General features: G+C 38.4%; 11 protein-coding genes and 1 tRNA gene. 1 reads left to right on the top strand and 11 read right to left on the bottom strand.

What is annotated here, in order from left to right; translation table 11 throughout:
* Positions 1 to 42 precede the first annotated feature (42 nt).
* The 10 genes from ftsX to CRN97_RS12640 all read right to left on the bottom strand — a co-directional run bounded on the left by ftsX (position 43) and on the right by CRN97_RS12640 (position 8,533).
* Positions 43 to 951, bottom strand: a complete 909-nt coding sequence (gene ftsX, locus CRN97_RS12685; RefSeq protein WP_074791595.1) for a permease-like cell division protein FtsX — start codon at positions 949 to 951, stop codon at positions 43 to 45.
* A complete protein-coding gene (ftsE, locus tag CRN97_RS12680) occupies positions 941 to 1,621 on the bottom strand; it encodes a cell division ATP-binding protein FtsE (protein ID WP_033153148.1) in 681 nt (226 codons plus the stop codon). The genes ftsX and ftsE overlap by 11 nt, the downstream gene beginning before the upstream one ends.
* 34 nt (positions 1,622 to 1,655) lie before the next feature.
* On the bottom strand, positions 1,656 to 2,744 hold the full coding sequence (locus CRN97_RS12675; protein WP_033153146.1) for a PucR family transcriptional regulator: 1,089 nt from the start codon (positions 2,742 to 2,744) through the stop codon (positions 1,656 to 1,658).
* A gap of 652 nt (positions 2,745 to 3,396) precedes the next feature.
* Complete coding sequence (locus CRN97_RS12670; RefSeq protein ID WP_074791597.1) at positions 3,397 to 4,617, bottom strand: C40 family peptidase; 1,221 nt, start codon at positions 4,615 to 4,617, stop codon at positions 3,397 to 3,399.
* A 143-nt stretch (positions 4,618 to 4,760) separates the two neighbouring features.
* Positions 4,761 to 5,675, bottom strand: coding sequence for a thioredoxin-disulfide reductase (gene trxB, locus CRN97_RS12665; protein WP_097077111.1), 915 nt, complete (start codon positions 5,673 to 5,675; stop codon positions 4,761 to 4,763).
* Positions 5,676 to 5,690: 15 nt separating this feature from the next.
* Entirely contained in the window at positions 5,691 to 6,065 is a 375-nt protein-coding gene (locus CRN97_RS12660) for a RidA family protein (RefSeq protein WP_033153141.1), read from the bottom strand.
* A gap of 13 nt (positions 6,066 to 6,078) precedes the next feature.
* Positions 6,079 to 6,903: a CvfB family protein gene (locus CRN97_RS12655; RefSeq protein ID WP_033153139.1), complete on the bottom strand. Its 825-nt coding sequence runs from the start codon at positions 6,901 to 6,903 to the stop codon at positions 6,079 to 6,081.
* The gene (locus CRN97_RS12650) at positions 6,903 to 7,601 is read right to left on the bottom strand and encodes an acyl-[acyl-carrier-protein] thioesterase (RefSeq protein ID WP_049960420.1); all 699 of its coding nucleotides are present in this window, start codon (positions 7,599 to 7,601) and stop codon (positions 6,903 to 6,905) included. The genes CRN97_RS12655 and CRN97_RS12650 overlap by 1 nt, the downstream gene beginning before the upstream one ends.
* 105 nt (positions 7,602 to 7,706) lie before the next feature.
* A tRNA-Gln gene (locus CRN97_RS12645) sits at positions 7,707 to 7,778 on the bottom strand.
* A gap of 101 nt (positions 7,779 to 7,879) precedes the next feature.
* Entirely contained in the window at positions 7,880 to 8,533 is a 654-nt protein-coding gene (locus CRN97_RS12640) for a YigZ family protein (RefSeq protein ID WP_044938622.1), read from the bottom strand.
* Between the two features lie 55 nt (positions 8,534 to 8,588).
* Between CRN97_RS12640 and CRN97_RS12635 the strand changes: the two genes are divergently transcribed.
* Positions 8,589 to 11,180 (top strand): transglycosylase domain-containing protein, encoded by a 2,592-nt coding sequence (locus CRN97_RS12635; protein WP_097077110.1) that lies wholly within the window; start codon positions 8,589 to 8,591, stop codon positions 11,178 to 11,180.
* A 59-nt stretch (positions 11,181 to 11,239) separates the two neighbouring features.
* Here the strand turns inward: CRN97_RS12635 and CRN97_RS12630 are convergent, their stop codons facing one another.
* Positions 11,240 to 13,360, bottom strand: a complete 2,121-nt coding sequence (locus tag CRN97_RS12630) for a glutamine synthetase III family protein (RefSeq protein ID WP_074791605.1) — start codon at positions 13,358 to 13,360, stop codon at positions 11,240 to 11,242.
* Between the last annotated feature and the right edge of the window lie 4 nt (positions 13,361 to 13,364).

Here is a 13,364-nt window from a genome sequence, read left to right as displayed (position 1 = left end):
TTAGCTACTGCCAAGGCACTCCTCGTAACTTGAAATATTATACTAGACTCTAAGATGCTTATGCAAGGTTACTCGTGAGCCAAACCAACCGATACCAATTCCAAGTACTAATGAAATTGGAACCAATGTATTAAATATAGTCTCAATTGGAATAAATGATACCATGCTGCTAAGGAAATTAAACTCTGATGTAGCATACTCAATTACCTTGCCATATATAAAGTACAAAAGTACAAGTGGTATAGCAGAACCAATCAATCCAATAAACACACCTTCTACCACGAATGGCTGTCTAACGAATGCATCCTTTGCACCAATTAATTTCATGATTGCGATTTCTTCTCTTCGAACAGAAATACCAACCATTACTGTATTACTAATCAAGAATACTGATACTGCAAGAAGAATAATTACGATAGCCATTGAAACGATTGTAATAGCTTTATTAATATCTGTAAGTGTTTTAGCAGCCACTTCTGATTTATTTACCTGACGTACTCCATCAAGTCCTTCAAGGAATGATACCAATGTGGACTGCATTGAAACATCGCTAAGATAGATTTCGTAGTTTGCTGAATTTGCAAGAGGATTATCATCTGCAAATCCTGCTGCCAAATCTTCATTTCCTCCAAAATATTCTTCTTTGTATTCTTCCCAGGCCTGATCAGCTGATATGAAATCATAGCTTGATACTTCTGGGCGTTTTGAAATCTCTTCTCCTATTTCGTCTATGCGTGTCTGTGAGATTCCTTCATCAAAGAAAACTGTAACTGCAACACCTTCCTCTGCTGATTTAACCATTGCCTGGAAGTTTGTTCCTAAGGAATAAAATATACCAAACAAAAAAATACAGGCAGTCATTGTTGCTATTGACGCCAGAGAAAACATTTTATTTCGCCAAACGTTTTTCAAACCTTGGCCGATGTTGTAAATATGTGTACTAATCTTCATAGTCATCACCTCCAACATCGCTAACTACCACGCCTTTTTTGATGGTGATAACTCGTTTATTCATTGCTCTAACTATTTCCATATTGTGGGTAACTACTACTACAGTTGTTCCCCTTTGATTGATTTCATCCAAAAGTCGCATGATTTCCCATGTGTTATCGCTATCAAGATTTCCTGTAGGCTCATCTGCAAGGATAATCTTTGGCTCGTTTACAAGGGCTCTTGCTATTGCAACACGCTGCTGCTCTCCACCAGAAAGCTGACTTGGACGAGATTTATATTTAGCTGCAAGTCCAACTAATGAAAGCATAGTTGGTACTTTCTTTTTTATTTCTCTGTTTGATGACTCTACAACTTTCATTGCAAAGGCAACATTTTCGTAGACATTTCTATCAGGCAAAAGTCTGAAGTTTTGGAATACAACTCCAACATTTCTACGGTACATTGGAATCTTTTTATGTGTAACCTTTTTAAGGTCCTGTCCATTAATATAGATTTTTCCTTTTGTAGGCTCTAATTCCTTTAATAACAATCGAATCAGGGTGGATTTACCTGAACCACTATCACCCACTACGAATACAAACTCGCCTGGATCAATGTGTATTGTAACATCTTCCAAAGCTGGTTTTCCAACTTCATACGATTTACTAACATGATCTAATCGTATCAATATCAATACCTCATTTCTATAAAACTAAGTGTACTTAGAATTTTTCATCTTCCATATACTTCATGTATTTTACAACCATTAAGGCAATTTTGAAAGTGATTGCATCTTCAAAAACTCTTAAATCTAATCCTGTGCTCTTTTCAAGCTTATCAAGACGATATACAAGAGTGTTTCTGTGAATATATAACTGTCTAGATGTCTCAGATACATTTAAGCTATTCTCGAAGAATTTATCAATAGTTGTAAGAGTCTCTTCGTCAAAATCATCAGGAGATTTGTTGTCGAAGATTTCTGATATAAACATCTTGCAAAGTGGAATAGGTAACTGGTAAATAAGACGTCCTATTCCAAGGGCTGAGTATGCAATAATCTTCTTCTCATTAAAGAAAATCTTGCCAACATCCATAGCCATAGAAGCTTCTTTGTACGAACGAGAAACCTCTTTGATTTCACCAACAACTGTACCATAAGAAACACGAATGTTTTTATTGTCCTTGTCGTGGAATGCATCGATTATAACTGCAGCTATTTTATCTACATCCTCGAATGTATCATTCTCCCCAAGTTCCTTAACAACAATAATATTGTGCTCATCAACTGCTGTTACAAAATCCTTTGTCTTGCCGCCAAACACTGAGCGAACTCTATCAAGCTCGTCGCCGTCTTTGTCTGGACCTACTTCAACAATCATAACAACTCTTCGTGCATTAATATCCACATGAAGCTTCTTAGAGCGATTATAGATATCAACAAGAAGCAAGTTGTCGAGAAGCAAATTCTTAATAAAGTTATCCTTATCGAAACGCTCCTTATAAGCAATCATTAATTCCTGTACATGGAAAGCGGCAATCTTTCCAACAGTAGATGCTTCTTCGTCATCCCCTTTGGCTAAAATAACAAATTCCAACTGCTGATCATCAAATACCTTAAAGAAGTGATACCCCAATGCCACCTGGCTATCTGCCTCAGATGCTGCAAACACAGCTATAGCGTCTGCAAACTGAGCTGTATCATTAAAAGTAGATGCGCATACAACACCGTCTGAATCAGTCACTGCTAAATCTACTTTTGTAAGCTGATGTAATCCTTCAATTGTATTTTGCATGATTTGATTAGAAATCATAGGTCGTACCTCCTGATTAACTATGCAATATTAACAATGCCAAAACCTTTTTTTGCATACAAATTCACATAACCTATGCTCATTCTAATATAAATAACCAAAAAATGAAATAGCAAACTTATATTTATTTATGCAAATTCACAACTAGCCATAAATTTCCAATTATGTGGAGCTTTTGTGAACAGAAAATCAAATCATATTATTGTCAGATAATAGCCAGCATATTCAGATATTTTTCTTCTCTTTTAAAGTCAAGCATATTAAGCAATTTTACAAGTTTTGTTGATTTAAGACAAAACAAGTGTTCTCGAAAATTGTGGATAACTTTTATGATTCGTTCACAATTTCTGTGGATAAAGTGGATAAATGGTTTACAAGTCCGAATTTACGTGATGATTGTGTGATTTTTTGTTGAAAAAATATTTCATTTCCACATTGTCTGAAATTATATTCTAGTTTAACAATTTCTGTTTTTGTGCAAATTTTCACTAAACGCTTCCAGGTTTGCAAAATTAGTTTTCTGACAATTAATGTTGAATTATTATAAATATTATTATTTTAACTATTCTATCCTAACGGATTCACAATATAACATTTCGCATTTTATCATAAAAAAGGCACCGCTAAAATGCGGTGCCTTAAAATTATTTAATTAGAAGATTCTTCTGATTGCAAGAATCTGTTTGTAGTTTACATTTGAATATGTGATACCAGTTCTGTATGTAGATGCGTGAAGTAACTGACCATTACCAGCATAAATACCAACATGACCTGAGTAGCAAACGATATCACCTGGCTGCATCTCATCATAAGATACTCCATAACCAGCGCTACGAAGAGCACTTGATGAATGAGGTAAGCTTACGCCAAATGCTGAGTATACGCTCATTACAAATCCTGAACAGTCTGTTCCGTTTGTAAGAGAAGATCCACCGTATACATATGGGTTACCAACAAACTGTGAACCATAAGCAACAACTGAGCTTCCATCAGAACCTGAAGGAGCTGAGTATGACTTGCTAGATGAAGAAGATGATGATGAGTTTGCTTTCTCAACTGCAGCTGCTGCCTGAGTAGCTTTCTTTGCTGCTTCCTGAGCTGCCTTCTTTTCTTCTTCTTCCTTTGCTAATCGTGCGATTTCAGCGTTCTTAGACTCTGCAACTGTAAAGTCTGTAGAAAGATCAACGTAGTCTGTGCTTACATAACCTTCACCAGCGTTACATGTAACCTTTACCCAACCTGTATCAGCCATTGACTCATCAATAACTGTAAGATCATCACCTACTGGAATCAAATCGATGATGTCAGATTCTGTAGTAGCTTCCTCACGAACATAAAGAGTAGTTGTCTTAACTGTAGCTAAACGTCTTGAAACTTCCTTTGCAAGCTCCTGATTTCCCTGAACTACATATTCGCTCTTTACATAACCTGTAACATCGCCAGATGTGATAAGTAACCATGTACCATCCTCTGCCTCAACAGTTTCAGAAACTGTAGCAGCTGAGTTGTTATATAACTTTCCGACATAATCGCTATCAGCTGATGCCGACTCACGAATATATACGTAATTGTCTACCTGAGCAATTGCAATATCTGCATATGGATTTTCCTCAGATGCAGCAACTGTACTAGCTTCGTTGTCTGCTAACTGTGATTCTGCAGCAAGTATATTTGCATTTGCAATCATATCATTAACTGAAAGCTGTGCACCTGCGAAAGCAGTGTAGTCTGTTGTTTCTAAAACGCCTGTTGCACTAGATAATGCGCTGACACCTGATGTAGCTGTAGCAGCACTAGCGCTAAATGAAAGGCTTGAAACAACAACACAAGCAGCAAGTGTATAACTAACAGCTTTTGTCATTTTTGAATTCATTCTGTAAAAAAACCTCCGAATTTGTTACAAACTTATTACAACTGTTGTCATTATATAATCTAACAGTAAATGTGTCAAGTCCGATTTAACCCTGCATTTTCTTATAATCTGAAAATATGTTGAGTTTGTAACATTTTAGTAAACTATTTTAAATTTAAATAATTGGTTATAGATGTTATTGCATTCGCCCCATCAGCGGTTGCAGTAATTACCTGGCGTAATTGCTTTGTTCTAACATCTCCTGCTGCAAATACTCCTGGAATATTAGTCTCGCATGTTTCGTCTGCAACAATATAGCCTCTTTCATCTAATGAAGGAAGACCCGAAATAGTTTTGGTGTTTGGCACTGTACCTACCGCAATAAATACACCATCTACTTCTAGTTCTCTTTCTTCATTTGTTTTCTTATTTTTTATAAGAAGTTTTTCAACTGAATCATTTCCAATTATAGATTCAACTGTGGAATCCAATACCAACTCTACATTATCAAGAGACTTGATTTGGTTTTGTAAAACTACAGCTCCTCTAAACTCATCTCTTCTATGAATAAGATAAACTTTTTTGCAGGTTCTAGCTAAATAAGCTGCATCCTCGAGGGCAACATCTCCTCCGCCAACTACAGCCACTACCTTATCTTTGAAGAATGCACCATCACATGTAGCGCAGTAAGAAACGCCCATGCCTGAAAATTCATCCTCACCAGGACATCCAAGCTTTCTGTTTGTTGCTCCGGTAGCAATAATAACTGTCTTTGTTTGGAAATTTTCTTTCTTAGTAACAAGCTCTTTTGTTTGACCATTATCTACTATGGAAGTAACACGACCTCTAGCGAACTCAACTCCAAGCTTTTCACAATGCTTTTTCATTGCCTCTGCAAGCTCAGTTCCTGATACTCCTGGAATGCCAGGATAATTATCTACCTCATATGTGTTGAGTATCTGACCTCCGCTGATAGAACTTGTGTCTAATACAAGAATATTATAGCCAGCTCTCTTACCATATATTCCAGCAGCAAGGCCCGCAGGACCCGCTCCTATAACAATAACATCATAAACCATAACACTTCTCCGAATTTATTTGATTGCAATTGCCTCTGCTTCCAAGAGAACATCCTTTGGAATACGAGCAACTTCAATACATGAACGAGCTGGAAATGGCTCTGGGAAGTACTTTGCATATACTTCATTAATTGCTGCGAAATCATCCATGTTTTTAATAAAGACTGTAGTTTTAACAACATTTCCCATGGATGTACCGGCTGCTTCTAATAATGCGCTCATGCTCTTGAATACTCTGTCAGCCTGTGCTGCAGCACCTTCAGGAATAACACCTGTTTCTGGATCAACTGGAATGATACCTGATGTATAAACCATTCCATTTACCTCGATGGCCTGTGAATATGGGCCAATTGCCGCTGGCGCAGCTGTTGTTGAGATTACATTTTTCATAAGTATGTCCTCCTTATAGTTTGCGTATCTTTCCATCTACTAAGGAAATCTTTCTTTCCTTGTAGAGTCTTCCAATAGCACGTTTAAAAGCTGCTTTTGAAAGACCTGTTTCCCTTTTTATAACTTCTGGTGATGCCTTTTCTGAGAATGGCAATACACCAGCATAGCTATCTATTAAATCAAGTAACGCTTCTGCATCATCTTCCATTTGGATGTATGCTTTATCTCTGATTGTAACATCGCATTTACCGTCTTCTTTGATGCCTGTGATGCGAACCATAAGAACATCACCAACTCGGTACTTGCTTGTATCCTCATGCTTTGGAATCATTGCAGAATATTTGTCCTCGATAGCAACAAATGTACCAAAGTCATGGCCAAATTCGTATATTCTAGCTTCTACTTCGTCACCAACCTGATATGGTGGCTTTGTAGAAAGCATCTCGTATAAGCCCTTCATGCTGGCACAGAGGCGCTGACTTTTATCGATGTACACTCTAACTAAAATCTCGTCACCTTCAGATGGCTGCTTTGTCATTTCCTTGAAAGGAAGGAATAAATCTTTTTCTAATCCCCAATCAAGGAACGCACCTACTTTATTGACCTGGCTAACTGAAAGAACACCCATCTGGCCAAAAGTAAGCTTTGGAGTATTTGTTGTACATATTAATCTATCCTTAGAATCCTTGTATACAAATACCTTTATCTCGTCTCCGATTTTGGCATTCTCCGGAACCTGCTTCTTTGGCAAAAGAACTCTTTCTGTTCCATCTGAAAGATAAACACCAAACTCAACTTTCTTTTCTATTTTTAAAACTTGTATTTCGCCTAATTTCATTATTTGTACTCCACTATTGTATAAACTTCATCTTCTTTTTTGAGGACTACCTGATATCCCTGTTCTATTTTTCCTATATACACATCTAGCTTGTCATCTAACAATGCTGCTTTTTTGTAGTTGATATTGATTGTGTTGAATGACTGCTCTGGTAAGTAATAACGAGTGACATCTATGTAGTGAGAGTTATTCATGTGGTTGTTTGTGTCCAAATATCTGTCTGTAACTGTAAACTCTCCAACTTTTTCTATGTCTGCACTGAGCCTTAACTTGTTGTGATTTAAATCAAACTGAGGAAGGCTTGCATCCTCCGGATAAGCTTTTGCAATTTCTTCTGTAAATCTGGATGGTTTGAGCTTATCCAAATCCATGAGTACCCAGAGGGAATCTGCATAAACCAAAACCTCTCCATCCTCGGTTTCGATTGAGTAAAGACGATGTGCCATCATGCCTCTAACCTGATATGGCCATGTGCATACCTTTACTTTCTCTGAATACCTTGGCAATCTTTTAATATGTATTTCATAGCTTGTCACAAACCAGCCTAGTCTTTTGGGAGCTAAGTAATATACACCAACGCCAACATCATCAGAATGAAAACAGCTACAGTTTTGCATGTAATTAACTAAGCCAAAATATGTGAGATCAAGATTAGCATCAACTTCACTGTATTTAATTCTGTCCTGATACGAATACATCACTTACCTCCAAAACCACCGTTAGCAAATATTATATATTAACAGTTTGATTTGTTCCATAAATTTCAGGTAAAAAAAAGACCTAAGCTAATGCTTAGGTCTTAGCTGGCCCACAAGGATTCGAACCTTGAAATGACGGAGTCAGAGTCCGTTGCCTTACCATTTGGCGATGGGCCAATATTATTCGCTGAGCGCTTTGTTTCAACTGCTTTACCGCGTCAACGAATGCTATTATAGAGCATAGATTTTAAAATAGCAAGCACTTTTTTCAACTTTTTTTAAAATTTTAAAATCTGGCCATCTAAAATATCGAATTTAACCTGAGAATCCCACGTAATTTCGGCATTTCCCGCAGTTTTGTCTGCGATAATTTTTTCTAGATTTTCTTTAAAATTACATTCGACTACAGAAGAAATTATTACTTCCGCTCCAAAATCTGTATTTAAAATTGGAAGATTATTTTCTCTGAGAACATATTCTATTTTTCCATAACCATTGTAGTCTGTTTTTATTTCACATGGATATCCGTCTTTAGGTTCAAGAATCTTGCAATTCTTCAGTCCCTCCTGAACAGCCGACTGGTATGCTCGCACAAGGCCACCTGTTCCCAAAAGAACTCCACCAAAATAACGAGTCACCACTACTGCACAGTTATGAATGTTTTCTCTAAGAAGGACATCCAACATAGGACGACCTGCAGTCTGCGCAGGTTCACCATCATCGTTGCACCTCGTGACTTCGTTGTTGTTTCCAATAACAAAGGCTGAGCAATTGTGTCTTGCATCCCAAAATTCTTTCTTTTTTTCAGAAATAAAATCTACAGCCTCTTTTTCAGTTGTAACGGGGCAAATATGAGCAATAAATCTCGATTTCTTTTCTTCTATCTCCCCTGTTCCGCCTTCATATACAATTCTAAAAGTCTTATTATCCATGTGGTTTATTATAAATGATAATTTTGGTATAATGAAGTCTAAATTGGAGGTTATTATGAATTACGGAAAAGAAAATGCAGCTAAGCAGTCCGCTCAGCTTTCAGGACGTAAGAAGCGAAAACGTCACAGTGCCGGATTGGCCATTATTCGTATTTCGCTGATATGCATCGTCTCTGTAGTCATAGCTGGTGGTATTTTTGCTTACCTCTATGCAAAGAATCTCATTGACCAGCTTCCAGATGTATCCACAATCGATATCTCACCAACTGGCTACATGAGTACAGTTTATGATTCAGACGGAAATGAAATCGAAACCTTAGCATCAACAGGTGCCAATAGAACCTATGTTACTTTAGATAATATTCCTATCGATTTACAACATGCTTTCGTTGCAATCGAGGATGCTCGATTCTATGAGCATAATGGTATTGATCCACAGGGTATTATAAGAGCAGCAATGCAAGGTATCCTGGACGGTTTCCATTTTTCTCAGGGTGCCAGTACAATCACCCAGCAGTTACTTAAAAATAACTACTTCACCACATGGACATCAGAGCGAACTAAGCTTGATAGTATTAATCGAAAAATTCAAGAACAATACTTAGCCGTTCAGCTTGAAAAAATAGTTAGTAAAGATGTTATTTTAGAGAACTACCTTAACAGTATCAACTTAGGTCAGAACACACTTGGAGTTGAAGCAGCAGCTGAGAGATACTTTAATAAATCTGTTTCGGATTTGACCCTTTCAGAATGCGCAGTTATCGCTGGAATCACACAGAATCCAACAAAATACAATCCTATTTCTCATCCAGAGGAAAACGCAACACGCCGTAAAAAGGTGCTTAAAAATATGCTGGATCAGGGTTACATCACAGAAAGCGAATATGAAACAGCTCTCGCAGATGATGTTTACGATAGGATTCAGGTACTCAACACCGAGATTTCTACATCATCAACTTCTTATTTTGTTGATGCATTGACAGATGAAGTTATTGAAGATTTACAAACAAGACTTGGTTACACAGAAACTGAAGCATATTCACTATTATATTCAGGCGGTCTTTCAATTTACTCTACACAAGATACTTCAATTCAAAATATCGTAGAGGAAGAAATAAACAATACTGACAACTATAAGGGAATTGAAAAATATTCATTCTCATATAGATTGACCATTACAAAATCAGATGGCTCAACAGCTAATTATTCTGATACCACAATGCTTTCTTATTACCAGTCAAGTAACTCTAGCTACACTCTTGAGTTTGACTCAGAAGAGGAAGCAGCTGCTGCAATCGAAGAATACAAGGCAGCAATTATGGAAGATGGAGATGAAATCGCTGGAGAATCTGTAACATACACACTTCAGCCTCAGGCCGCAATGACAATTATGGACCAATACACTGGTCAGGTTGTTGCAATGGTTGGTGGACGTGGCGATAAGACAGCAGCCAAGACTCTTAACAGAGCTACAGGTATTACTCGTCAGCCAGGTTCAACATTCAAGGTTATTGCTTGTTATGCTGCTGCACTTGATGCAGGCGGAATGACACTTGCTTCTGTTGAAAATGATATGCCAACTACATATGCAGATGGCACTTCACTTAAAAACTACAACAACACATACCTTGGCTGGACCAATATCAGAACTGCCATTACAAACTCTATCAACGTTGTTACTGTTGAAGTAATGGGCGATATCGGAACAAGCCTTGGCTTCCAATATGCAAAAGATTTAGGAATTACAACATTGACTGATGGTGATAACAACCAGGCTCTCGCTCTTGGTGGTATCACAAATGGTGTTACTAATGTAGACCTAACATCAGCATATGCTACAATCGCAAATGGTGGCGAATACAATTCACCAATCTTCTACACTACTGTAGTTGATCATCAGGGAAATATAATTCTTGATAATAGAGATAACACTTCAACTAGAGTATTAAAAGAAACAACTGCTTGGTTACTTACAAGCGCTATGGAAGACGTTATGACTTCCGGCACTGGTACAGCTGCCAACTTTGATGTAAATGGTATTGCTGTGGCCGGCAAATCCGGTACTACAACAAAAAATCGTGATACAGTCTTTGCAGGCTTCACTCCATACTATACAGGCGTTATTTGGGGCGGATTTGACGACAATACACCTCAAAGCTACACAACCTACTCAAAGGTTATTTGGAAGGCCGTAATGAGCCGAATTCACGAGAATTTATCTGCTAAAGATTTTACAATGCCAGATGGTATTGTTACCGCACAGGTTTGTAAAAAGTCAGGCAAGCTTGCCATTGGTGGTGTTTGCGACTGCGACCCTCGAGGTTCTATGGTTTACACCGAGTACTTCGAAGAAGGTACTGAACCTACTGAATACTGCGATAAGCATTACCTCGGTACTGTTTGTACACAATCACACATGTTTGCAAATTCCGAATGTCCTGCCTACTCAGGAGTATTTATTGTAGGCGCAGCTGCCGGAAGTGCTGATGAAGCATACGGCGTAGACGCAGCAACCTTCGGAACATATTGTCCATACCATGGTGGTTACCAAATGCCAAACACTGGCGTAATTGGTGGTTCTTCATCCACGACAAGTGATTCTTCAGGAGGCAGTGAAGGAACTATTCAAATAATTGGTGGCGAATAAAACAAAACTCAAAAGGCCCCGCTCAATTAAGAGCGGAGCCTTTTTTTATTATCATTATTTTATACTTCGAAAATCATGTCTCCGTAGCTTGGCATTGGCCAGCATTCCTTGTCTACAATCATTTCTAAGGCGTCTACAGGAGCACGAAGCTCTTCCATAGCCTTTATAACTTCATCGTGGTAGAAGTTGGCTTTTTCGCAGCTAGAAGCCTTCATAGTATATGCTTTATTGTTTGTCTCTTTAAGCTTTACAAGGGCTTCTTTTGCTTCACGTAGGTGGTTAGATACCTTAATGAGAAGCTCCTTCTGTGTGCTTACATCAGCCTCAGGACAAGCATCCTGAATTGTACCGATAGAAAGTCCAAGCTCTGTAGCATAGCCTATTACAGCTGGAATAATCTGCTTAGAAGCCATATCTATCATGGTCTTAGCTTCAATATTGATTGACTTGATATACTGCTCATATTCGATTTCTGCACGTGATTCAAGCTCTACCTTTGAGAATACACCAAACTTTTCAAACATTGAAACTGTCGCATCTGTTGTAAGAGCAGGAATTGCTTCTACCAAAGAATTGATGCTTGGCAAGCCTCTCTTCTTTGCTTCTTCAATCCACTCATCTCCGTATCCATTTCCGTTGAATACGATGCGCTGATGCTCTGTAGCAAGCTTCTTGATCATGTCATGAACTGCACTATCAAAATCCTTTGCTTTCTCAAGCTCATCACAAGCCTCGCAAAGTGCCTCTGCCATGATTGTATTGAGAACTACGTTTGGCTCGCCAACTGAATCCTGTGAGCCAACCATTCTGAATTCGAACTTATTTCCGGTAAATGCAAATGGTGATGTACGGTTTCTATCTGTAGCATCTTTTCTAAAGTCTGGAAGTGTTTTAACGCCTGTAGCAAGCTTTTCACCCTTCTTTGACTTAGTAGCAGTACCAGTAGAGATAAGCTGTCTTAAAACGTCCTCTAACTGCTCTCCAAGGTATACAGAGATGATTACAGGAGGTGCTTCATTTCCACCTAATCTGTGATCATTACCAACGTCTGATGCAGATTCACGAAGAAGATCTGCATGTAAATCAACAGCCTTAAGAACGAGGCAAAGCACAAGCAAGAACTGGATGTTCTCATGTGGTGATTTACCTGGCTCAAAAAGATTGATTCCATCATCGGTAACAAGTGACCAGTTATCATGCTTACCTGAACCATTTACGCCTGCGAATGGTTTTTCATGGAGGAGGCACTGTAAACCATGGCGGTTTGCAACCTTTCTAAGAGTCTCCATGATAATCTGGTTGTGATCAACTGCAACGTTGCACTGTGCATAGATTGGTGCAAGCTCGTGCTGAGCTGGAGCAACCTCATTATGCTGTGTTTTAGATGAAACGCCAAGCTTCCAAAGCTCAATATTAACATCACGCATATAAGCTTCAATTCTCTCTGGAATTGAGCCAAAATAATGGTCGTCCATTTCCTGTCCCTTAGGTGGCATTGCACCAAAGAGTGTACGACCTGTATACATTAAATCTTTACGGGCAAGATACATTTCACGGTCGATAAGGAAGTATTCCTGTTCAGCACCAACTGAAGGAATTACACGCTTAGAATTTGTGTTACCAAATAATCTAAGTAGTCTGATTGCCTGCTCTGATAAAACTTCCATAGAACGAAGCAAAGGTGTTTTTTGATCCAAAGCTTCTCCTGTGTATGAACAGAAAGCTGTAGGAATGCAAAGTGTTGCACCTGCTGCATCCTGTCTAACAAATGCTGGAGATGTTGGATCCCAAGCAGTATATCCTCTTGCCTCAAATGTGGCTCTAAGTCCTCCTGAAGGGAACGATGATGCATCTGGCTCACCTTTTATAAGCTCTTTACCAGAAAAGCTCATAAGCACCTTACCACTTGGCAATGGAGCAGAAATAAATGAATCATGTTTTTCTGCTGTAATACCTGTAAGTGGCTGGAACCAATGTGTGTAGTGGGTTGCACCCTTCTCAATAGCCCACTCCTTCATTTCGTGTGCAATAACATCAGCAGTCTCTAAATCAAGCTCTTCTCCCGCAAGAATAGTCTGCTTAAGCTTCTGATAAGTCTTCTTTGGAAGTCGTTCCTGCATAACTGTATCGTTAAATACATTTTCTCCAAAGATGTCTGCCACATTAAAATATTCTTCCATTTAT

The organism is Pseudobutyrivibrio ruminis DSM 9787 (genome assembly GCF_900218035.1).
Classification (GTDB): Bacteria; Bacillota; Clostridia; order Lachnospirales; family Lachnospiraceae; genus Pseudobutyrivibrio; species Pseudobutyrivibrio ruminis.
Note: the sequence above shows the minus strand (reverse complement) of the source record. Positions and strands in the feature narration are given on the sequence as shown.

Coding starts and splice junctions, on each gene's coding strand:
- CRN97_RS12655 (WP_033153139.1), bottom strand. CDS start 6,903: ATGAAATTAGGCGAAATACAAGTTTTAAAAATAGAAAAGAAAGTTGAG.
- CRN97_RS12660 (WP_033153141.1), bottom strand. CDS start 6,065: ATGAAAAATGTAATCTCAACAACAGCTGCGCCAGCGGCAATTGGCCCA.
- trxB (WP_097077111.1), bottom strand. CDS start 5,675: ATGGTTTATGATGTTATTGTTATAGGAGCGGGTCCTGCGGGCCTTGCT.
- ftsX (WP_074791595.1), bottom strand. CDS start 951: ATGAAGATTAGTACACATATTTACAACATCGGCCAAGGTTTGAAAAAC.
- CRN97_RS12670 (WP_074791597.1), bottom strand. CDS start 4,617: ATGAATTCAAAAATGACAAAAGCTGTTAGTTATACACTTGCTGCTTGT.
- CRN97_RS12650 (WP_049960420.1), bottom strand. CDS start 7,601: ATGTATTCGTATCAGGACAGAATTAAATACAGTGAAGTTGATGCTAAT.
- CRN97_RS12630 (WP_074791605.1), bottom strand. CDS start 13,360: ATGGAAGAATATTTTAATGTGGCAGACATCTTTGGAGAAAATGTATTT.
- CRN97_RS12675 (WP_033153146.1), bottom strand. CDS start 2,744: ATGATTTCTAATCAAATCATGCAAAATACAATTGAAGGATTACATCAG.
- CRN97_RS12640 (WP_044938622.1), bottom strand. CDS start 8,533: ATGGATAATAAGACTTTTAGAATTGTATATGAAGGCGGAACAGGGGAG.
- CRN97_RS12635 (WP_097077110.1), top strand. CDS start 8,589: ATGAATTACGGAAAAGAAAATGCAGCTAAGCAGTCCGCTCAGCTTTCA.